Here is a 22,756-nt window from a genome sequence, read left to right as displayed (position 1 = left end):
TAAAATAGTGAAATTTATAAAGTGCAAAGATAGTCAAAGAAAGGAGATAAAGTTTGCTAAAATTTAACTGTATAGTTTGCAAGGATTTGCATAAAGAATCGCAAATTTAATTTTACAAAATTTTAATGTCTATTTGAACTTTTTGAACCTAGCAAAAAACTTTGCGTGCTTTACGGTAAAACTCTTTATACATTTTATTTTATGTAAAAGAAAAGTATAATTGTTACAAAAACCACTTTTTTAAACATAAAACAATGTTTTTATAACAAAATAAAATGTATTAAAAAAACAACTAATTTTATTATCTACTTTTGCAGCAGTTTTTAACCCCTTAAAATCAAAGTAATATGCTAGAAATTGACTTTAAAGAAATTCTTACTGTCGGAATGGTACTTTTTGCTGTAATCGATATCGTAGGATCTATTCCGATTATTGTGAATCTAAGAGCTAAAGTTGGTCATATTGAATCAGAAAAAGCTTCTATTGTTGCAGGAACAATTATGATTGTTTTTCTTTTTGTTGGTGAAGGATTACTTCACCTTATTGGTATCGATGTACATTCGTTTGCTGTTGCGGGTTCTTTTGTTTTATTCTTTCTGGCTTTAGAAATGATATTAGGAATTCGAATTTATCGTGACGAAGAACCCGGATCGGCTTCTATTGTTCCGTTAGCATTTCCATTAATAGCAGGTGCAGGAACTATGACCACTTTACTTTCTTTACGATCTCAATTTCATACTATTAACATCATCATTGCTATTTTATTGAATATTATCTTGGTTTATATTGTTTTAAAATCATCAAAAAAAATTGAAACTTTATTAGGCGAAAACGGGCTCGGCGTAGTTCGCAAAACATTTGGAGTAATTCTCTTAGCAATAGCTGTTAAATTATTCGCTGCTAATGTTAAAGGTTTGTTTCTATAAAGGATATTTTTATAAATTTGTTCCATAAAATTCTAAAATAAAGCTTTAAAAGTGTTTAATCCAAAAAGCTCTTCTTTATTATTTTAGACAAACAAACAGCCTTATGAAAATCTTTACTTCCATCTTAGTGCTTTTGGCATTAGCTTTAATTATTTTTAATATTACACAGCTTGACTTCCAAAATCCTTTTCAAGGAGATAGCGCAGTAGCTTTAATTGGAGTTGCCGCTTCATTTTGTGCCGTTTTGATTCTTTTGATTTTTAGAATTTCAAAAAGTATAGAAGAAAAAACAAACGGAAGATAATATGTTTGATGTTTTAATTATTGGCGGAGGCGTTTCAGGCATATCCTGTGCAATGGTTTTAGGATCTGCCAAAAAAAAAGCTTTTGTAGCCGATAAAAAAATTGGAATTTTTACACATCAGAAAAATTCTTCCTTACAGGAAGCCATTTTCTATAATGCTTATGGCATAAAATCTGGTAAATTAGGATCAGAATTATTATTCGAAAGCACACATGATTTGGCTCAAACATATCCGCATATTTCTCAGATCCCAAACGAGAAAGTAATCAGAATCGAAGGTGTTTATCCTGAATTCACCATAATTACAAACAAAAACTCTTACAAAACAAAAAACATCGTTATCGGAATTGGTTCTGCCAACACTTTTGATATCGAAGGCTTAATGGAATATGTTGAACCACACAAAAAAGCTTTACCCGAAAAACAGCGTATTCAGCTTAAAAACGACGATCATAAAGTAGCTGACGGTATTTATGTTATTGGAACTTTAGCAGGCTGGAGAAGCCAACTAGCGATTGCTGCCGGAAGCGGTGCTGCTGTTGCTACAGATATCCTTACGTTATGGAATAATGGTGTGCAGACTCATGCTCATGATAGTATTCGATAGAATTTTAAAAAAGTTTTCTATAAAAACCGCTAAAAAATGAAGTCTATCAAGCTTTTAGTGCTAATTTTTCTTAATTTCTTAATGGTTTAAACAGTTCATGTTTGATATGTTTATTTAACAGAAACAATTTCCTTCACTTTAATGTGTTTCTCGGTATCCGTTTTCCAGATTTCTCCCTTTAAAGTTACTTCTTCGCCCTCCTTTAATTGTTTATAATTTTGAGGCCCTCCAACATTTACAATGCTAATTATCGCAGAGTAAACCTCGTTTTTATCAGTATTAATTTTTGCGGTATAACCGTCTTTACCAAACTCAACCGACTGAACTTTTCCAGAAATGGTATTTTTATCTTTCATACAAGCGCAGGAAATCACAAAAGTCATTAAAACGATTAATAAACTTATTTTCTTTAAATTTTTCATTTTATATATTTTATTTCACAAAGTACACTTTTTTCGTGCAAACCTTTTTATACTATTATTTAAAAAATTATTATTATTCCTTTGAATTCAAAACCGTTTTGATCATCGCATCTTCTTTCAGGATCACATCGTAATAATACAATTCACCATACAATTGTCTGGCAAATTCAGCTGTGATGTAACGATTTACTAAATCTTTACTTTTATCCAATTTTAGATCTAAACCTGTAATAAAAATGTAGTTTTGGAATTTTTTAAAATAGGTATCTGAGTTTTTCATCTTAGCTAAAAACTCATTAAAATGAAGTCCTGCAAAAGCATTTCTATCTTTATCTAATTCTTCAAAGATAAAATGGCCTACAATTCCTGTCTGCAGTAAATAAGCTACATTTTCATTCCCGTGTTCAGCTTCCATTGGCACAAAAACATCAGGAACAATTCCGCCTCCACCATATACAATCTTACCTTTTGGAGTTTTAAACTTTAAAGAATCAGCCACCTTTATACTGTCTTTCGCATATAATTCTCCAGATTTTATTCTCGCTTCAGATTCTTTAAAATATTCTTCATTTCCTTTTGTATAAGGTTTTTGAATAGATCTTCCGGTTGGAGTATAATATCTGGCTACTGTCAATCGAACAGCCGATCCATCGTTGAAATCCATTTCGCGCTGTACTAAACCTTTCCCAAAAGAGCGGCGTCCTACAATGGTTCCACGATCATTATCCTGGATAGCACCAGCCAAAATCTCACTTGCCGAGGCACTGTTTTCATTAATCAAAATCGTTAATTTACCGGTTTCAAAGCTCCCTTTTTTTGTAGCATATGTTTTTTCGGTAGTCCCATTTTTATTTTTGGTAAAAACAATTAGCTGTCTGTCTTTCAAAAACTCATCGGCAATCGCTATGGCTTCTTCCATATAACCACCGCCGTTATCGCGAAGATCAATTACCAGTGACTGGATTCCTTTTTGTTTTAATCTTTTCAAACCAACCTTGAACTCATCATAAGTGGTTTCTGCAAAACGATTGATTTTTATGTAACCGGTTTTATTATCAAGCAAGAAAGATGCATCTACACTTTTTAGCGGAATGACATCTCTTTTAATTTTAAACTTCAGTTTCTTTTGTTCCGATTTTCTAAAAACCGTCAATTCTATTTCAGAACCTTTTATCCCTTTTAATTTAGAAAATAAACTATCCGAAGGCAGTTTTCTTCCATATAATTTTGTTTTTCCGGCATATAAAATCCGGTCGCCTGATTTTATTCCGGCTTTCGCCGAAGGTCCGTCTTCTACAGGTTTTATAATCGCAACAGAATCTTTATACATGTAAAAATTAATCCCTACACCTACGAAATCACCTTTCATGCTTTCAGCAACTTCGGCTTGTTCGCTTGGCGGAATATACACTGAGTGTGGATCTAATTTAGACAAAATATTATCTACTGTCAGATTTACAATCGAATCTGTATTAACACTATCCACATACTCATTATTTATAAAATCAATGAGTTTGTTAAGCTTGGTTTTTGAGTAATTTTTAGCCAAAAGACTGTCTTCTACAGGAGCATTCATCAGGCTTCCGAGAACAATTCCAAGAGCAAAGGTTGCTCCGATAACGATTGGTAAATATTTTGAATTGAATTTCATTATTCTTCTAAAACAGGAATATGTTCTACCTCTACACCGGCTTTCAGTAAAAACTGTATTCCGGAATCATCACGATATCCATTTTGATACACCACTCTTTTTATTCCGGACTGATGTATTAACTTACTACATTCCTTACAGGGTGAAAGTGTAATATATAAAGTCGCACCTTCACAGGATTGTGTTGATCTGGCTACTTTTAAAATCGCATTTGCCTCAGCATGCAGTACATCCCAACGGGTTAATCCGTGTTCATCTTCGCAGCAATTTTCAAATCCGGATGGTGTACCGTTGTAACCATCAGAAATAATCATTCGGTCCTTTACAATTATAGCGCCTACCTGTTTACGCTTGCAATACGACAGTGAACCCCATTCTTTGGCTATTCGTAAATATGCCCTGTCGTACTTATTTAATTTTTTTATATCCATTTAATTTTATCTGTTCCAAATTGGGCTTTCCACGATCATCGGAATCACAACTCCGATAATAAAAGCTGACATTACAAGTGCCCAGTCACGTTTTGAAAAACGAAATACAGTCTGAACTATATATGATATTACCAAAACTACAAAAACTACTAGTACTTGCGCCGCTTCAATGCCGAGAGCAAATTCCAATAAAGGTACTAATTTTGAAGATGCAGTCCCGCCTAAAATGGTTTTAAAATAATTTGAAAATCCAAGTCCGTGAATAATTCCAAAAAACAGGGTCACAAAAAAAATCAGATTAACACTTTCATTTTTAGCCGCTTTTCCGGCTGTAAAGAGATGAAAAATTGCCGTTACCAAAATTGTTATCGGAATTAAAAACTCAACCAGACTTGCTTTTACTGTTATAATTCCAAAAACAGAAAGCAACAAAGCCAATGTATGACCAACTGTAAAAACGGTAACCAATAATAAAATACGTTTCCAGTCTTTAAAAGTGTATGGAATTGTTAAAGCTACTAAAAACAACACATGGTCATAAGCATGAATATCTAAAACATGCTTTAAACCTATCTGAAAATAAATCCAAAATTCTGACATGAGGTTACTTATATTAATTAATTTGGGTCTGTAAACTTACGATTTATTTCGAAAATTAAACAAAACGACCTATTAAAACAACGGATAAAAATAAGTTAAATTTTATGAGAACTTTAAAATTAATAATTTAAAATAAAATTTATCTTTGTTGCATAAAACACAACAATTATGTCATTTTCAGATTTATTCAATAGCGAATTTAAACAAAGAAACAGAGGTCATTTTTCAGCTATTGTTCGTGTAGCATTAGCAGATGGAGTTTTACATCCGGAAGAGAAAAATTTCTTAGATAAATTAGCTGCCCGTTTAGAAATTTCAGAAACAGAGTATGAAGAAATTCTTAACGACCCGTTAAAATACCCTATCAATCCACCTTACTTACATGTTCAGCGTTTAGAGCGCTTATACGATTTGACAAGAATGGTACATATTGATCATCATCTTGAAGACAAACAAGAATTAATGTTGAAAAAACTAGGAATTGCTTTAGGATTTACGCCAAGCAACGTAAATTATATCATTGCAAAAGCATTATCATTAGTAGATAAAAAAGTAGATGCCGATACTTTTGTTTACGAAATGCAGCACATGCATAAATAAAAATTAGTTCAGACTAAATTATAAAACCCGACAAATTTGAAACTTGTCGGGTTTTTTGTTAAATCCAGATTTGTCAATTATTAAAGATAATAGTATTTTAATTTTCAACAATTCATTTCATAAAAAATGAATTCTGGTATTTTAATCTTTAATTAATTTCAAACTCAATTTTCCGTATCGTTCCTGAGAATCATTTGCAGTAATCTCATATGTATAATTTCCTTTTTTTAGAAGTGTTTCTCCAACATAATCAATAGGCTGCAAGGTATACGTTTTTCCGTCAATTTCTAACTCAACAAATGCATAACTGTATGCTTTTGCAAATATTTTATACGTCGTATTCTGCCCGGAACTTAGATTTTCAAAATTCACATTTCCAGTTGAAGTATTTACTGTAATATTTTGAAAATTAAATTTACTCGCATTCGACAATCGAATTCTTAATTCGGACGAATCGTCATTAGAACAGCCAAATAGAGCCAGAACCATGATAACTAAAATCAATATTTTTTTCATACGGTTTATTTTTCTTAAAAGATATTGAAAATGTAAAAAGGTTGCGTTTAGAAAAAAAATTATGGCTATTGTGCTTCTGCCATAAACTCTTCTGCTTTTTCTACCATGTTAATGCTTCCACAGAAAAACGGAACTCTTTGATGCAATTCGGTTGGCTGGATTTCCATAATTCTTCCAAAACCGTCTGTTGCTTTTCCACCTGCCTGTTCTGCAATAAAAGCCATTGGATTACATTCATATAATAAACGTAACTTTCCTTTTGGCGCTTTCGAACTTGTTGGATATAAATAAATTCCGCCTTTAATCATATTGCGATGAAAATCGGAAACTAAACTTCCAATATATCTAGATGTATAAGGCCGATCCTCTTCTTCGCGCTGACAATATTTAATGTAATTTTTAACTCCTTGCGGAAAATGAACATAATTCCCTTCGTTTACCGAATAAATGTGACCGTCTTTTGGAAATTGCATATTGGGGTGTGATAAATAAAATGTACCAATAGCAGGATTCAAAGTAAACCCGTTTACGCCATGACCTGTTGTATACACCAACATTGTTGATGTTCCATAAATAACATACCCAGCTGCTACCTGATTCGTTCCAGGCTGCAAAAAATCCTCACTTGTTACCGGGGTTCCGATAGGTGATATTCTTCTAAAAACAGAAAAAATCGTCCCTAAAGAAACATTCACATCAATGTTAGAAGATCCGTCCAGCGGATCCATCAAGATCACGTACTTATTATTATTACTGTTGTCGCTCCCCTTGACAGTAATATATTCGTCGTTTTCTTCAGAAGCAATACCACAGACAATCTCACGGTTTATTAACGTCTGGATAAATACTTCGTTGGCATAGACATCTAACTTTTGCTGGTCTTCTCCCTGAATATTCTGTTCGCCTACTGCGCCAATAATATCCACTAAACCTGCTTTGTTTACTTTATAGTTTACGACCTTCGCCGCCAAACGTATAGAGTTAAGAATTCGGGAAAGTTCTCCCGATGAATACTGAAATGCTTTTTGGTTCTCAATAATAAACTCTCCCAGTGTTTTATTGCGTTCTTCCATTTGCTATATCGTTAAAAATTTTGTTTATAAGTCACAAATATCGCTTTTTTTGTGAGAATGATTTAAAAATTATTTAGTTAGTTTGCTACTATTGTATATTTGCTAATTAAATGCAAAAAGTACCAAACAAAAAAATATTTATTTAGGTAATCACTGGTTAAAAATATGAATTATGAATATTAGAAAAGGAAGTCCTGAAGACATGAAATCAGTTTTAGAACTGATACGGGAACTTGCAATATTCGAAAAAGAACCTGATGCAGTAGTCATAACTGAAGAAGATTTGATACGTGACGGCTTTGGCGAAAAACCATTATTTCACGTTTTTGTTGCGGAGATTGAAAATAAAGAAAAATTGAAAGAAATTGTTGGAATAGCATTATACTATTATCGATATTCTACCTGGAAAGGAAAAACAATTCATCTTGAAGACTTGATTGTTAAAGAAAAAATGCGCGGTACCGGCTTAGGTTCTGCACTTTATTCTGAAATCATGAAACAAGGAAAAAAAGACAATGTTCGAAGAATCGAATGGAATGTTCTGGATTGGAATACTCCTGCCGTAAATTTCTACGAGAACTCAGGCGCAAAAGTTCTCGAAGAATGGAGAGTAGTACAAATGGATGAAGCAGGAATTAATTCGTTTCTGCAAAAATTATAAATTTCCATAAATTGAGGATTTGGGGTTCAAAAATTAAAATTATAAAAAAACAGCATTTACAAAATTAAAGATGAGGGTATTTAAATTTGGTGGTGCATCAGTAAAAGATGCAGAAGGAATTAAAAACGTATATGACGTTTTACAAAAAGTTGGCTATGAAGATGTAATTTTAGTCGTTTCGGCTATGGGGAAAACCACTAATGCTCTGGAATTGGTAATCAAAAATTATTTTGATAAATCGGCAGAGCTTAATTCATCTGTAGAAGAGATTAAAAAATATCACAATCAAATATTGCTTGATTTATTTCAAGATGAAAAACACGAAGTATTTGAAGCCGTAAGCGCTCAATTTTTAGAATTAGAATATTTTTTAGCACATAACAAATCTCCAAATTACAATTTTGTTTACGATCAGATTGTGAGTTTTGGGGAATTGATTTCTACAAATATCCTAAGTTATTTCATGAATTTTATGGGTATTCAGACACAATGGCTTGATGTTCGAAATTTTATAAAAACAGATTCAAATTACAGGGATGCAGAAGTAGACTGGGAAACTACCCAACAAAACATCAGCAAAAATGTAAAGCGAAAAATATTAAATATTACACAGGGATTTTTAGGTGCTGACGAGAACAATTTTACTACCACTTTAGGTCGTGAAGGTTCTGACTATACTGCCGGAATTTTTGCTTATTGCCTAAATGCTGAAAGTGTTACCATCTGGAAAGACGTTCCAGGAGTGATGAATGCGGATCCTCGTTATTTTGAAAATGCGAGTTTGTTAAACCAAATTTCGTATCGTGAAGCAATTGAACTGGCTTTTTACGGTGCAACGGTAATTCACCCGAAAACATTACAGCCCTTACAGAAAAAGGAAATTCCATTATACGTAAAATCTTTTATCAACCCATTACTAAAAGGAACCTGTGTTTCTAAAGGAGTCGATTTAGAACCTTACTTACCTTGCTTTATCGTAAAAAGAAACCAGCTTTTAATTTCGCTTTCTTCTATTGACTTCTCCTTTATCATGGAAGAGAACATCAGTGAAATTTTTGGATTGTTTCATCAATTCAAATTGAAAGTAAATTTAATTCAGAACTCAGCGATTAGTTTCTCTGTTTGTGTAGAAGATAAATTTGAAAATTTCAACGAATTGAATGCGATACTTTCTAAAAAATTCAAAGTAGATTTTACTGATAATGTAACACTGTATACCATTCGTCATTTTAGTGAAGAAGCCGCACAAACTGTTGAAAAAAACAAAGAAGTTTTACTAAAACAAGTAAGCCGCGAAACCATGCAAATTGTTACCAAAGAACTCAATTAATTTTTAGAAAAGGTTATATTTAATTCAAGATAGTAAAGGTTTCACCTAAAAAGTGAAGCCTTTGTTGTTTTTTATAATCTTCCGGAAGTAACTTATAAAAATAAAAACAATTCATTAACTTTATATTCGTTTAAAAAAAATCCCTCCTAATAATTCTTTCAAAATTATGGATTACGATAACGAACAAAGCGAAGAAACCAAAAATGAATGGCAAAATGATCCCAATAACTGGATTTGGGGTATTTTTTATTATAACCCAAAAGATAAAAGACTATTTGCTCCTAAAAAAATAAAAGAATTTGGATATACCACAAATTTTGCAAATCGCCATGCTGTTTTTGCATTGATTATCCTAATGATAACTCTTATTGTTATAGGAAGGCACCTCAATTAAGCATTTTATCCACATCACTAAAACCAAAACATCTCTCCTAACATTTCCCAATTATAAATACTACTTTTGACTTTTTAGAGTTAAAGTATTTATGTTGAAAAAATTACTGTTTTTAATAGTTTTCTTCTGGTATTCCGGGCTTCAGGCTCAGGAAACAGATGTACTCTATAAAACCAAAAAAGTAATTGCCACACGAGACACCATTCATCTTGAAAATGTCAGTATCAATTCTGGTTTTTTTCAGCTTTTGAATTCTAAAAACGAACCCATAGATTCGACTTTTTATAAAATTGATTTTCAAAAAGGTAAACTTCTTTTAAACGAAAAATTCACTTCAGATTCAGACACTTTAATTGTCAATTATTTAAAATATCCTGATTTCTTAACCAAAGAATACAGCCTATACCAATCAAGTCAGGTGGTAAGCAATGATGTAGGTTCTGAAAAATTATACAAAATAGACAACTCCAATACTAAAAAAGAAACTCCTTTTGACGGGCTGAATACCTCCGGAAGTATCACTCGCGGTGTTACGATTGGAAACAATCAGAATACCGTTTTAAACTCCAATTTAGATCTTCAGATTACCGGAAAAATATCGGATAAGGTAAGCCTGCGGGCATCACTTCAGGATAATAATATTCCGTTGCAGGAAGGTGGTTATTCTCAAAAACTGGATCAGTTCGATAATATTTTTATGGAATTATTCAGCGACTATTGGAATATCCGGGCGGGCGATGTGTTCTTAGAAAACAGAAAAACACAATTTTTAAGTTTCAATAAAAAAGTTCAGGGAATTTCGGCTAGTTTTGATTTTGGAGGAGATGATAATAAAACTAATGTTTTTGCATCAGTAGCTTTCGCAAAAGGTCAATATGCCAAAAGTACCTTTACAGGACAAGAAGGAAATCAGGGGCCATATAAATTAAAAGGTCAAAATGGCGAATTGTATGTATTGGTCATTTCAGGATCTGAACGTGTTTATGTGAATGGTGTTTTGCTCAAAAGAGGCGAAAACAATGATTATGTGATTGATTATAATGCAGGAGAAATTGTTTTTACATCTCTTTTTACTATTACCTCTGAAATGCGAATTAACATTGAATACCAATATTCTGATAGAAATTATAACCGCATGGTAACATATGCCGGCGCTTCTCATGAAAACAAAAGCTGGAGTTTTGCAGGTTATTTATATTCAGAAAATGATTTAAAAAATCAGCCTTTACAGCAAAATCTTTCTCCGGAACAAGTTGAAATTTTAAGTCAGTCAGGAGATGACAAAAATTTAATGATTGCCCCATCAGCCTATGAAGATTCTTATTCAGATGCTAAAATTTTATACAAAAAAACAATTCAAAATTCGGTTGAAATTTACGAGTATTCAAACAATCCCGACGATGTTTTATATAATGTAAAATTTAGCCTTTTGGGAGCCAATTCAGGAAATTATGTAATTCAGAATGTAAATTCAGTAGAAAGGATTTACGAATATGTTGCTCCGATCAACGGAATTCTTCAGGGAAATTACGAACCCCTTGTACAGTTAGTTGCACCAATGAAAATTCAGGTAGCGACTTTTTTAGGAAAATACAATCCTAACCAAAAAACACTGGTTGACTTTGAAATTGGCATTAGTAATAACGACCAAAATTTATTTTCGAATATTGATGACGAAAACAATAACGGAATTGCCTTGAAACTTAATACCAAAAAACGCATTTTTACCAAAGGCTGGACTTTGGATGGATATGCCAATTATCAGTTTGTAGCAGAAGATTTTAAATCGGTAGAGCGTTTGTACAATATTGAATTTAATCGTGACTGGAATTTAAACACGCTACTTTTAGGCAATCAGAGTTTACTGGTCGCAGGTTTGAATTTTGATTTGTTTTCGAAGAAAAAAACGCCCAACATCGGTTTGTTTACTTATCAGTTTGAAAAATTGGACTTTACCGAAAGTTATTCGGGAAACAGACATAGCTCAACATCTTTCTTCAAATTAAAAAACTGGACTGTAGAAAATCAGGGCAGTTTTTTGACTAGTGATGCCACGACATCCATTTCAAAATTCATTAGAAACCTGACCAAAACCAAATATCACTTTGGCAAAAACTGGGTAGGTGGAAATATTCAGATAGAAGACAATCAGGAAAAAGACAAAGCAACAAATCAATTTTCGGCGATTAGCCAGCGCTTTTCAGAATATGGTGTTTTCGTTGGCCGTGGCGACAGCACCAAAGTTTTTGTAGAATTGGGTTATTTAAGACGAAAAAATGACAGTTTACAAGATGGATTATTACAGCATGTGAGCAATTCGCAAACCTATTTTTTCAAATCTAAACTGATTCAGAACAAAAAATCAGATTTAGCCTTTTATGCCAGTTATCGAAATTTAAATTTTACAGATAACAACCGGAAAAGTGAGCCTTCTTTGAATTCAAGAATTTTATACAATGACCGTTTTTTTAATCAATTTCTTCAAATGGGAACCGTTTATGAAACCAGTTCCGGAAGTATTGCGCAACAGGAATACAATTATATAGAAGTTGCGGCAGGTCAGGGAGTGTACGCTTGGAATGATTACAATAACAACGGCATTAAAGAACTGGACGAATTTGAAATAGCACCTTTTCCGGATCAGGCAAAATTCATCCGTATCTTTTTACCCAATCAGGTTTATATCAAAACCAATCAGAATAAATTTTCGCAATCGCTAACGATAAATCCTCTCCAATGGCAGAATGAAAAAGGTTTCAAAAAAATCGCTTCTTATTTTTACAACCAGACATCTTTTATTCTGGACAGAAAAGTAAAAAGTGATGGTGATAATTTTGAATTGAATCCGTTTCATTCTTCCGAAGAAAATATTCTCGGGTTAAATTCAAGCTTTAGAAACAGTTTGTTTTATAACCGTGGCAAACAGAAACATTCCGTAACCTATTCTTATCTGATTAATAACGGAAAAAATCTGCTTTCTATTGGATCACAATCGGTAAAAAACAATTCGAATCAATTGCAATACACGCATTTGTATCAAAAAAGCTGGTTATTCAATTTCTTTACCAAAACGATTCAGACTTCATTAACATCAGAAGATTTTACTGCTAAGAATTATGAATTAACAGGTTATCAGATTGCGCCGAAAATCAGTTATTTATTTTCGAAAAATACGAGTCTGGACCTTTTTTATGAATTACAGAAAAAAGAAAATCAGATTGGAAATTATGAGACATTATCACAGAACCGATTAGGGACTTCGTTTTCATATGCCGGAGAAAAAAAAGTAACTGTAAACGGAGAGTTCTCTTTTTATGAAAATAAATTCACGGGAGATGAATTTTCTTCTGTAGGATTTCAAATGCTGGAAGGACTTCAGGCTGGTCAAAACTTAGTCTGGAAATTACTTTTGCAGAAGAATATAACCCAATTTTTAGATATAAATTTAAACTATCAGGGACGTAAAAGCGAAACAGGCGTAACTGTGCATACAGGGAATATTCAGTTAAGAGCTTATTTTTAATAAATTACAAAATCATACTTATAAATTGATTATTTTTAATTGAAATTTTAACCTCTGAAAACTATGAAAAAATTAGTATTGCTTTGTTTGATGATTGTTTTCTCAAAGAATTTTTACGCACAGGAAGCAGCAAAAACAACAAGAGCGAAAACGGAAACAGTAGCTAAAAAGAAAAAAGCAGACGCGGATAAAGCCACGACAGATTCTAAAAAAGAGGCAGCGAAATCTAAAAAAGCTGCTGATGCATCAAAAAAGGCAAAATCTGAGGCTGTTACTGCAGAGGAAAAAGCTAAAGCAGAAACTACAAAAGCCAGCATAAAAAAAACGGAAGCTAAAAATGCTGAAGCTAAAGCTAAGTATGTAAAAAAAGATGCTACGGCAACTAAAAAAACAACTAAAGCCTTAAAGGAAACTAACGAAAAAGCTCCGAAAGTAGCCGATAAAGTTACCGGAGAATATAATGGCAAAAAAGTTTATACAGGACCAAAAGGCGGAAGATATTACATCAATAAAAACGGAAATAAGACTTATATTCAGGATTAAAACAGAATTTACTATTAAATATTAGGGCTAAATTTCTATTAAGAGATTTAGCCTTTTTACATTTAAAGATATTAGAGTTAATAATTTAGTAATGTATCCGAAATAACAAAAAAAGAGTATTTCTTTATCTTCGTTTGAAAACCGCCAAATATGAGCATCGAATATACTGCCAATAAAACTATTTTAATAACGCCTTTAAATTGGGGATTGGGCCATGCAACACGATGTATCCCAATAATTAAAGCTTTACAGGAAAATAATTATATTCCCATAATTGCTTCAGATGGCATTGCATTGGCATTATTACAAAAAGAATTTCCATACATTCAAACTTTAGAATTACCTTCTTATCATATTGAATATGCCAAAAACGGTAAAAATTTTAAATGGAAGCTGATTAAAAGCTTGCCCAAAATGATTACGGCCATTTTGGATGAAAAAAAAATAGTGAATTCCTGGATAAAAAAATATGATATTGACGGTATCATTTCTGATAATAGACTGGGTGTTTTTAGCAAAAAAATTCCTTCTGTATTCATCACACATCAATTGAATGTGATGACAGGAAATACGACAAAGTTTACGAGTAAATGCCATCAATATTTTATAAAAAAATACAATGAATGCTGGATTCCCGACACAGATGAAACTCCAAATTTAACTGGTGATCTGGGACATCTTAAAAACAACGAATTAAATCTAAGATATATTGGGCCTTTGAGCAGAATGCGTAAAAAAGATACTCCAAAACAATATGATTTAATGATTATTTTATCCGGCCCTGAGCCGCAGCGTACTTTACTTGAAGAAAAACTGCAGACAGAACTTATACGATACAAAGGGGAAGTTGTTTTTGTAAAAGGTGTTGTAGAGAAAACACAAACCAAACAGCAAGTCAAAAACGTGACCTATTACAATTTCATGAATACCAAACAGCTGGAACAGACTTTTAACGAAAGTGAGCTGGTTTTATGCCGATCAGGCTATACTACTGTTATGGATTTGGCTAAATTAGGTAAAAAAGCTTTTTTTATCCCTACTCCTGGTCAGTATGAGCAGGAATATCTTGCCATAAAACTTCAGGATGAAAACTTGGTACCGTATGCAAGTCAAAACGACTTTACGATTGAAAATCTTTCAAAAGTAAAATCGTTTAAAGGTTTATCCCAATTTAAAGATAATATCGATTGGGATTCTTTATTTACTGTTTTTGAGCAATAAAATTAGAAATTAAACTGGGCCTGTAATCGTAATAAATTCCCTTGTTGTCTGTTAATTGGAAGTGCACTGTCTTCAAAGGTTCTATCGGCAATAACGTATTCTGCTGTTAGTTCGAAGGCTTTTATTGGCTGCCATTCAATACCAATTTCATAATCTCTTACCACATAACTTCTGGCATCTTTTTCATATTTTTTGCCTCCGTCATAATATTGAAATTTGGCATACGGATAAATACGCTGTTTTTTAAGATCCAATTTATAATTCAATAAAACGTAACCTCCGTTTAAATCAGTAACATCAACATTTTTGGTTACAGTATTATAACGCGGTCCTGTACCAATATTATACTCTGTTTGGATTCCAAATGGTTTTGGATATAAAACAAATGTCGCTCCTATTCTCTGGTCTTTTATATATTGCGGATCATTAACCGTAACCCCTGAAGAAATTTCTCCGGTAAAAGCCCATTTTCCTGTGTATGCCTGAATTCCCGGTTCTATAATCTGGTTTCCAATAACAAATGGATAAGTAACTCTTGCCACTACATTCAAATCCCTGTTCCCGTCTATTTTGTTGGCAATTTGCCCGTTGTATGCACCCAAAGCAAAAACCCCAAAATCGCCGGAACCTTTATAACCATCTTTTACCAACATGGCAAAACGTTCCCTGATTTCTGCCGGAGCCCAATAAAAGAATATTCCTAAATCACGCTCATTTGCTATTGAACTGTTTATTGCATCAGCACGGTCTAAAGCCAGACGCTGTGAACTGGACTGCATGTTTTCAAATCCATACGGAATTTTACTCTGCCCAACACGAAGGCGATATTCTCTTTTTTTATCAAATGAAAGATCAAAATATAAGTCACGGATCTGAACAAAATTTTGAATCCCACTACTTGGTGAACTTGCAAAATCTGGCTGAAAATAGAAGAATACATTTGGATGTACCTGCCCTGAAAATACTAAGCGGGCACGGCGAATAAAAAGTCCGTTATTTGATTTTGCATCCGGTGCTTGTGAAGTTGTACCCCACGATTTATCACATTGGTCGCAAGAAACTTTATCATTTGTAGAAAACAAGCCGTTATATCTAACTTGTGCATAACCTCTCAAAGAAATTCTGTCATACCAATGATCTTCGTTGCTTACTCCAGATTTAGTTTCCGGAAGTTTTGCTTTATTTATAGAATCTAAAATACGCATTACCTCGTTTTTTACATCCTGTTTATTTAAATCTTGTGCAGTTACAACACAGGAAAGCAGTAATAAAACCGCAATTATTTTTCTTTTTATCATTTTTTCTAATGCCCTTAATTTCAAGGTGCAAAGATGTATCACCTATGTTAAGAAATCATTAACAAGATGTTACTATAATGAAAATTTATTGTTATGGCCTGTATTGTAAAATTGATTTATTGTTAAAACACCTTGTTTTAGGGTCTGTTGATAAATTTAGCTTACAATTTTTTAACTTCGGTTTTTTGTATTTTTAGCGCTTTTTCGAGTGTAAAAGAAAATTCTGAACCAATTCCGAACTCACTTTCCGCATAAACTTTCTCTTTATGTGCTTCAATAATGTGCTTTACAATTGCGAGACCTAAACCAGAACCACCTTCAGATCGTGTTCCGCTTTTATCAACCCTGTAAAAACGTTCAAAGAGTCTTGGAAGGTTTTGTTTCTCTACACCTTCTCCATTATCACTAATCCTGATCAGAACTTTTTTCTTGGTCAGATTAACAACACCAACCTCGGTCAAACCGCCTTCTTTTCCATATTTAACCGAATTAACAATTAAATTTTCTAAAACCTGCTGTATTCTGTCCTGATCTCCTTTTACAATTATAGATTGCAGATTCCTGCTTTCGAATGCTAATTTGATTTTCTTTTTATCGGCTTTCATTTCCAACAAATCAAAAACATTCTGAATCAATTCGACAATATTAAATTCGGTTATATTCAAATCTAAATCTCCCGACTCTAATTTAGTAATCATATCAAGATCTTCAACGATATAAATCAAGCGTTCAACTCCTTTTTCGGCACGTTTCAGATATTTCTTTCGGATGGTTTTATCATCCATTGCACCATCGAGCAAAGTCGAAATATAACCCTGAACTGTAAATAACGGTGTTTTAAGCTCGTGCGAAACGTTTCCTAAAAACTCTCTTCGGTATTGCTCTCTGATTTCGAGCATTTCAATTTCGAGTTTTTTATCTGTAGCAAATTTTTTCACTTCACGTGAAAGCGTTTCCATGTCTGTAGTTATCGGCTGATTGATCAGGGTGGTAGATTCTAATAAGGAAACCTCATCGTAAATTTTCTTAACTCTTCGGTAAATAAATCGCTCAACACGATATTGCACCACCAAAAAAGAGAAGATATAAACTGAAATAATAAAAACTACTCCAAACCCAAATTGATGTTTTAACTGATTTTTATAAAAGATATTCATCAGCAGCAATACAAATCCTGTTGCAAAAAGACTTATATACAAAGCAGATTTTGTAGCAAACTTATAGGTTTTTTTGAAATTGATTTTCATTGGAATTTTTAAATAATAAAACAATTAAGGGATTACTTTTTCATCATATAAATGATATAAGTTCATTTAAAAAACAAAACTTATTTCTATGTCATAATTTAAAAAAGCCAATCTTTTTCAAATTTTTAAAACTTTGAGAAAGATTGACTTGGATAAAAAAAGTACAAACACTATGATTTAAATGAACTTATATCACTTATATGGTTGAGTTTTTTTATTGAATGTTTAAACTTCAAATTTATAACCAACCCCTTTTATGGTTTTAAAAAGGTCTTCGCCAATTTTTTCACGGAGTTTTCGAATATGAACATCAATAGTTCTTCCGCCAACTACCACTTCATTTCCCCAAACCTTATCTAAGATTTCATCTCTTTTAAATACTTTTCCGGGTTTTGAAGCCAGTAAATAAAACAATTCGAATTCCTTTCTTGGTAAAGAAATTTCAACATTTTCTTTGATGATTTTGTACTCTTCGCGGTTAATTTCGATTCCACCAACGTTTAAAGTATCACTAACCACTTCTTGTTCCTTTAACCTTCTTAACAAAGCCTTTACTTTGCTGACGAGTAATTTTGGTTTTATAGGCTTAGTAATATAGTCATCAGCACCGGCATCAAAACCAGCAACTTGTGAATAATCTTCGCTTCTTGCCGTTAAAAATGTTATGATAACGTTATTTAGTTCAGGGATTTTTCTAATATGTTCGCAGGCCTCCATACCGTCCATTTCTGCCATCATAACGTCCATTATAATTAAATCCGGCAATTCTTTCTGAGCTTTTGCGATAGCTTCTTTTCCATTTGAAGCCGTTACAATCTGGTAGCCTTCCTGAGCAAGGTTATAGCCTACAATTTCCAGGATATCCGGTTCATCGTCAACTAGTAAAATCTTGGTTTGTGTTTTTTTCATAAATAGCAAAAATTGATATTTCGCATCAAATTTTCTTCATTATATATTTGATGCTTTTAAATTGCGATGGTAAATATAATAATAAAACAACGGTTAAAAATTCGTGTTAACTGTAATTTAATCTGGTAACAATTTGATAATCTTGAAGACACAAAAACATAACAAGTGCCTAACATGAACTTTACAGTGTGTGCATTTCTTTGCACAAAAATAAATTAAACACAACACTGAAATGAAATTCAATTTAAGATTTCTATTTATTGCATTATTTATCTGTACGATTTCAATCGCACAAAACAAAGGTACGATTTCTGGAGTTTTAACCGACAAAGAAATGAATAATGAAGCTTTACCTTTTGCAAATATTCTAATTAAAGGTACAAACATTAGTGCCAACACTGACATTGACGGAAAATATTCGTTATCTGTAAATCCGGGAAATTACACTGTTATATTTAGTTTCGTAGGATATGAAACAGTAGAAAAACCAGTAACAGTTAAAGCAAATGAGACTGTAACTGTAAATCAGGCACTTTCATCAGGAGGCTATACGCTTAAGGATGTGGTGGTAAAATCTACAGCCGGAAACAAACAAAAAGAGTCCGCATTATTATTAGACCAAAAGAATGCTGTTAGTTTTAAAGCTGCTATTGGGGCCGAAGAAATCTCAAGAAAAGGAGCTAATGATGTAGCAAGTGCTGTTACCAAAGTAAGTGGCGTTTCTAAAAACGAAGATTCAGGAAATGTATTCGTAAGAGGATTAGGTGATCGCTACAACATTACGACATTGAATGGTCTTTCTCTACCATCAAACAATCCTGCAAATAAAAACATAATTTTAGATATTTTCTCTACTAGTATTGTAGACAATATCGGTATCAGCAAAACGTTTGAGACTCAAAATTATGCCGATTTTGGAGGAGCAAATATTGATATTAGCGCAAAGAAATTCAGTGGAAAACCATTTATTAGTTTTTCAATTGGAAGCGGGGCAAATACAAATGTTATGAAACTAGATCATTTTTATTTGCAAGACGGACCTTCTTATACAGGTTTTAAAACCGTAGGTGTCCCAGACTCACCATTTAAACCTTATAACTATTCAACTAGTTGGGACAGACAAGAAAATAAAAACATACTAAATGCTTTCTATACGTTATCAGGTGGAAAAAGATTTAATCTAAACGACGAAAGTTCAATAGGTACTTTTATTACAGGTTCATTTAGTGCGAAAAATAAATACACTGAAGGATACAGCAGAGGAGGTATAACTGCTGACGGAGATATTCTTTCTGATTTTTACAGAAAAGCATATAAACATAGCACTACTACAACAGTTATGGGTACTGCTGATTACAAAATCAACAATAAAAACTCAGTCTTATTTACTTCTTTGTTCTTAAATTCAAGCGAGCAGGATTACAGTGAATACGAAGGAACTAACGTTAATTTTGATGGTGGAGGTGATGCTCTTCAACAAATAACGGGCTTTATAAAACGTGGTACTTTTGAAAGAACTCAATTGTATGTAAACCAATTGGTAGGAAAAAACAAATTTAATGACCAATGGAATTTAAATTGGGCAGTAGGATACAGTATTTCTAACAGTTCAGTTCCAGACCGTATGCAAAACTCTTTTGTTTATGCTCAAAACGCAATAGACTATACTTTCTTCATCAATTCAAACATCAATAATCACAGATTTTTTCAGGAACTAAAAGAAAATGAGTTTTCTGCAAACATTGCTCTTTCTTATGACTTCAATAAAAATGATAATGACAAATATAAAGGAAAAGCGACTTTTGGATATTCTGGAAAATTAAAAAAAGTAGATTATACAATGCAACAATTTTCATTCTTTCCGGACAGAACAACAATTTCATTTCCAAAAGAAGATATAAATAATACTGACAATTACTTGTCTGAGGCTTATTTTGGAAATTCTTCCTCGAATAGAATCCATCAATTATACAACGGTAATCTTGATATTAATGGTTCCTTCGCTAATATACAGTATGCATTAACTGAAAAACTAAGCGTAATATTAGGTGCAAGATTTGAGCAATTGACACAAGATGTTTTCTACGTTACAGCTACTGTATCTCAAGGGGGTGATTCTAATTATTCAAAATTTAATATTTTACCAAGCTTAATCTCAAAATATACTTTAAACGACAAACAAAACCTAAAATTTTCTTTTAGTCAAACCTATACACTTCCTCAGTTTAAAGAAAAAGTACCAATTTTATATGAAGAAGTAGCTCAATCTTATTATGGAAATCCTGATTTGTATCCTTCAACAAACTACAATGTAGATTTAGGCTGGGAATATTTTCCAAAATCAGGGGAGCTGATTTCAGCAACTGTATTTGGTAAAATCATTCAAAATCCTATTAACGAATTTTTCTTAAATTCTTCTTCTAACGATATCACTTATGGAAATACAGGTGAAAAAGCAACTGTAGCCGGAGTTGAATTAGAACTAAGAAAAGATATTTTTACAATAGAAAACAGTAATGATAAAAAAACAAAACTTTCTTTTGACGTAAACGGGTCTTACCTTTATAGCAACCAAGATCTTAGTAATAAAAAGATAAGTACAGAAACTAACTATGGAGCTGATTTTACTTTTAACGAAAGTAAATTATCCGGAGCTTCTAATTTTCTTGCGAATGCTAACATCTCATTTTTGAAAGAATTTGCAGAAAACAAGGATATAACAGCAACAGTATCCTACTCCTATTTTTCAGATAAATTAGCAGCATTAGGAACCTCACAACTTGGAAATATGGTTGACAAAGCAGTCAACAAACTAGACTTTATTGTAAATTCCAATTTAACTAAAAACATAAAGTTAGGATTAATTTATAATAATATTCTAAACCCAGCCATCGAAAGAGTACAAGAGCAAGGAGAAGTACCTGGAAAAAGCGCTGTAGGTGATGTATTAGTAACTTCTTATAAATTAGGTTCAGATTTTAGACTTACTTTAAATTACACGTTTTAAACCATAAGTATTCCATAATAAAAAAAGGTGATTAGTGTCAATACTAGTTACCTTTTTTTATCACAAATCAAATGTAAATTTTATATTAAGTCAGATTGGACTTTAGGCTATATAGTTAATAAATTATTAATATCGGCTTAACTCAACAGGAACATAGGTTGCTTTACTTTGCCTCAATTAAATAAAACAATAAAACACAACACAATGAAAAAAACATTTTTTGCAATTGCTGCAATATTAGGGCTTGCTTTAACAAGCTGTAATTCTGACGACAACAATGACAATAAAAGCTCTTTCGTACTGAAAGCAGATGATTTAAAAGGTGACATTAAAGAAGGTACTGTAACTTTAGATCCAGCTCAAACTTACACTTTAACAGGAGGATTAATCGTTAGAGGCGGAGCTACTCTAGTTATTCCTGCAGGAACAATAATCAAAACTTCTGCAGTCGTAGGCGTAGATCCTAATACTTTATACATTGCAGTAGAAAGAAATGCAAAAATCAACATTAATGGTACTGCTGAAAAACCAGTAGTTATGACATCTGGAAAAGCAACTCCTGCTGAAAGTGATTGGGGTGGATTAATTATTTGTGGTAATGGTAAAGTTAACACGGGTGATGATGGTACTTCTGAAGTAGGTGGTTTAAGCTACGGAGGTAATGATAACGAAGATAATTCAGGAAACATCAATTTCTTAAAAATCATGTATACTGGATCTAAATTTACTCCAGACAAAGAATATAATGGTATTTCATTCTTCGGAGTAGGTTCTAAAACTGTAGTGTCTGACATTTACACTTACGAAAGTGGTGACGATGCCGTTGAGTTTTTTGGAGGAGCGGTAAGCCCAAAAAATTTAATATTAATCAACTCTTATGATGACTCATTTGATTTTGCTGACGGATGGCAAGGAACTGCTACTAACGTTTATATCAACGGAGTAACAAAAGGTGGTGTAGAAGGATCTAACAATCAAAAAAATCCAAGTGGAGCACTTCCAATTACAACTGCTAAATTAGTTAATTTCTCAATTGTAAAAGGTGGAGATAAATTCTTAGCTGACGAAAAAGCAATCAACTACAAAGAAGGTGGTGGAAAACAAGCTTACACAAATTTATATGTTGCTGACGGAATGCCTACAGCTCTTTGTAAATTAGCTACTGATGCTGGTGCTGTTGCAAACATGGAAGCTGGTAACTTTACGATTACAAATTACACTTTTGGATCTTCAGTTATTACTTTAACTGGCCCTAAATTATCCGGAACAACTTCTGGTGCAACTGGAGCTGGAGCTGGGGCAACTTTGCCAAGTTGGGCTGACTGGACTAAATAATTTAATAAAAATATTTCAAATGAAGCTGTCTGAAAATTTCAGGCAGCTTTTTTTATATAAATTTATTCACTCAAAATAACAAAAACAAAATCTCTTGTAAAATATTAAGTACAGTAAACATTACAACTGATGTTTTTAAGTAATCAAATGAATTGTTA

At 32.6% G+C, this 22,756-nt stretch carries 21 protein-coding genes; 12 read left to right on the top strand and 9 right to left on the bottom strand.

Features of this window, described 5'->3' with window-relative positions:
* Window positions 1–347: 347 nt before the first annotated feature.
* The 3 genes from ACEN2I_RS08280 to ACEN2I_RS08270 all read left to right on the top strand — a co-directional run bounded on the left by ACEN2I_RS08280 (window position 348) and on the right by ACEN2I_RS08270 (window position 1,837).
* Window positions 348–926 (top strand): MarC family protein, encoded by a 579-nt coding sequence (locus ACEN2I_RS08280; protein WP_441765624.1) that lies wholly within the window; start codon window positions 348–350, stop codon window positions 924–926.
* 103 nt (window positions 927–1,029) lie between these two features.
* Window positions 1,030–1,230, top strand: coding sequence for a hypothetical protein (locus ACEN2I_RS08275; RefSeq protein WP_441765623.1), 201 nt, complete (start codon window positions 1,030–1,032; stop codon window positions 1,228–1,230).
* Between the two features lies 1 nt (window position 1,231).
* Window positions 1,232–1,837, top strand: coding sequence for an FAD-dependent oxidoreductase (locus tag ACEN2I_RS08270; RefSeq protein WP_441765622.1), 606 nt, complete (start codon window positions 1,232–1,234; stop codon window positions 1,835–1,837).
* 110 nt (window positions 1,838–1,947) lie between these two features.
* On the opposite strand, the gene ACEN2I_RS08265 is transcribed toward ACEN2I_RS08270, so the two are convergent.
* From ACEN2I_RS08265 to ACEN2I_RS08250, 4 genes are all read right to left on the bottom strand, one after another.
* Complete coding sequence (locus ACEN2I_RS08265) at window positions 1,948–2,259, bottom strand: hypothetical protein (protein WP_441765621.1); 312 nt, start codon at window positions 2,257–2,259, stop codon at window positions 1,948–1,950.
* Between the two features lie 73 nt (window positions 2,260–2,332).
* Complete coding sequence (locus ACEN2I_RS08260) at window positions 2,333–3,910, bottom strand: S41 family peptidase (RefSeq protein ID WP_441765620.1); 1,578 nt, start codon at window positions 3,908–3,910, stop codon at window positions 2,333–2,335.
* Window positions 3,910–4,341, bottom strand: coding sequence for a deoxycytidylate deaminase (locus tag ACEN2I_RS08255; protein ID WP_110307237.1), 432 nt, complete (start codon window positions 4,339–4,341; stop codon window positions 3,910–3,912). Before ACEN2I_RS08255 ends, ACEN2I_RS08260 begins: the two co-directional genes overlap by 1 nt.
* Before the next feature lie 6 nt (window positions 4,342–4,347).
* The gene (locus ACEN2I_RS08250; protein WP_441765619.1) at window positions 4,348–4,941 is read right to left on the bottom strand and encodes a HupE/UreJ family protein; all 594 of its coding nucleotides are present in this window, start codon (window positions 4,939–4,941) and stop codon (window positions 4,348–4,350) included.
* Window positions 4,942–5,109: 168 nt separating this feature from the next.
* Between ACEN2I_RS08250 and ACEN2I_RS08245 the strand changes: the two genes are divergently transcribed.
* A complete protein-coding gene (locus ACEN2I_RS08245) occupies window positions 5,110–5,541 on the top strand; it encodes a TerB family tellurite resistance protein (protein ID WP_441765618.1) in 432 nt (143 codons plus the stop codon).
* A 141-nt stretch (window positions 5,542–5,682) separates the two neighbouring features.
* On the opposite strand, the gene ACEN2I_RS08240 is transcribed toward ACEN2I_RS08245, so the two are convergent.
* Window positions 5,683–6,057, bottom strand: coding sequence for a hypothetical protein (locus tag ACEN2I_RS08240; RefSeq protein WP_441765617.1), 375 nt, complete (start codon window positions 6,055–6,057; stop codon window positions 5,683–5,685).
* A 65-nt stretch (window positions 6,058–6,122) separates the two neighbouring features.
* Window positions 6,123–7,130: a class 1 fructose-bisphosphatase gene (gene fbp, locus ACEN2I_RS08235; RefSeq protein ID WP_441765616.1), complete on the bottom strand. Its 1,008-nt coding sequence runs from the start codon at window positions 7,128–7,130 to the stop codon at window positions 6,123–6,125.
* A 172-nt stretch (window positions 7,131–7,302) separates the two neighbouring features.
* Between fbp and ACEN2I_RS08230 the strand changes: the two genes are divergently transcribed.
* The 6 genes from ACEN2I_RS08230 (at window position 7,303) to ACEN2I_RS08205 (ending at window position 14,802) form a co-directional block, all read left to right on the top strand.
* Entirely contained in the window at window positions 7,303–7,791 is a 489-nt protein-coding gene (locus ACEN2I_RS08230; protein ID WP_441765615.1) for a GNAT family N-acetyltransferase, read from the top strand.
* 70 nt (window positions 7,792–7,861) lie between these two features.
* Entirely contained in the window at window positions 7,862–9,121 is a 1,260-nt protein-coding gene (locus ACEN2I_RS08225; RefSeq protein WP_441765614.1) for an aspartate kinase, read from the top strand.
* A gap of 166 nt (window positions 9,122–9,287) precedes the next feature.
* A complete protein-coding gene (locus ACEN2I_RS08220) occupies window positions 9,288–9,515 on the top strand; it encodes a DUF5808 domain-containing protein (protein ID WP_441765613.1) in 228 nt (75 codons plus the stop codon).
* Between the two features lie 91 nt (window positions 9,516–9,606).
* The gene (locus ACEN2I_RS08215; protein WP_441765612.1) at window positions 9,607–13,038 is read left to right on the top strand and encodes a hypothetical protein; all 3,432 of its coding nucleotides are present in this window, start codon (window positions 9,607–9,609) and stop codon (window positions 13,036–13,038) included.
* Window positions 13,039–13,101: 63 nt separating this feature from the next.
* Complete coding sequence (locus ACEN2I_RS08210) at window positions 13,102–13,581, top strand: hypothetical protein (RefSeq protein ID WP_441765611.1); 480 nt, start codon at window positions 13,102–13,104, stop codon at window positions 13,579–13,581.
* Window positions 13,582–13,731: 150 nt separating this feature from the next.
* Window positions 13,732–14,802, top strand: coding sequence for a glycosyltransferase (locus ACEN2I_RS08205; RefSeq protein ID WP_441765610.1), 1,071 nt, complete (start codon window positions 13,732–13,734; stop codon window positions 14,800–14,802).
* 2 nt (window positions 14,803–14,804) lie between these two features.
* Here ACEN2I_RS08205 and ACEN2I_RS08200 read toward each other — a convergent pair whose 3' ends face one another.
* The 3 genes from ACEN2I_RS08200 to ACEN2I_RS08190 all read right to left on the bottom strand — a co-directional run bounded on the left by ACEN2I_RS08200 (window position 14,805) and on the right by ACEN2I_RS08190 (window position 18,256).
* A complete protein-coding gene (locus tag ACEN2I_RS08200; protein WP_441765609.1) occupies window positions 14,805–16,100 on the bottom strand; it encodes a porin in 1,296 nt (431 codons plus the stop codon).
* Window positions 16,101–16,261: 161 nt separating this feature from the next.
* Window positions 16,262–17,347: a sensor histidine kinase gene (locus tag ACEN2I_RS08195; RefSeq protein WP_441765608.1), complete on the bottom strand. Its 1,086-nt coding sequence runs from the start codon at window positions 17,345–17,347 to the stop codon at window positions 16,262–16,264.
* 225 nt (window positions 17,348–17,572) lie between these two features.
* Window positions 17,573–18,256 (bottom strand): response regulator transcription factor, encoded by a 684-nt coding sequence (locus ACEN2I_RS08190; protein ID WP_294929662.1) that lies wholly within the window; start codon window positions 18,254–18,256, stop codon window positions 17,573–17,575.
* Window positions 18,257–18,488: 232 nt separating this feature from the next.
* Between ACEN2I_RS08190 and ACEN2I_RS08185 the strand changes: the two genes are divergently transcribed.
* Together ACEN2I_RS08185 and ACEN2I_RS08180 are read left to right on the top strand one after the other, a co-directional pair.
* Entirely contained in the window at window positions 18,489–21,263 is a 2,775-nt protein-coding gene (locus ACEN2I_RS08185; protein WP_441765607.1) for a TonB-dependent receptor domain-containing protein, read from the top strand.
* A 204-nt stretch (window positions 21,264–21,467) separates the two neighbouring features.
* Complete coding sequence (locus tag ACEN2I_RS08180; protein WP_441765606.1) at window positions 21,468–22,598, top strand: hypothetical protein; 1,131 nt, start codon at window positions 21,468–21,470, stop codon at window positions 22,596–22,598.
* The last annotated feature ends 158 nt before the right edge of the window (window positions 22,599–22,756 follow it).

This window comes from Flavobacterium sp. W22_SRS_FK3 (assembly GCF_052113665.1).
GTDB lineage: Bacteria > Bacteroidota > Bacteroidia > Flavobacteriales > Flavobacteriaceae > Flavobacterium.
The sequence above is the reverse complement of the archived record's forward strand: the minus strand, read 5'-3'. Positions and strand labels throughout refer to the sequence as shown.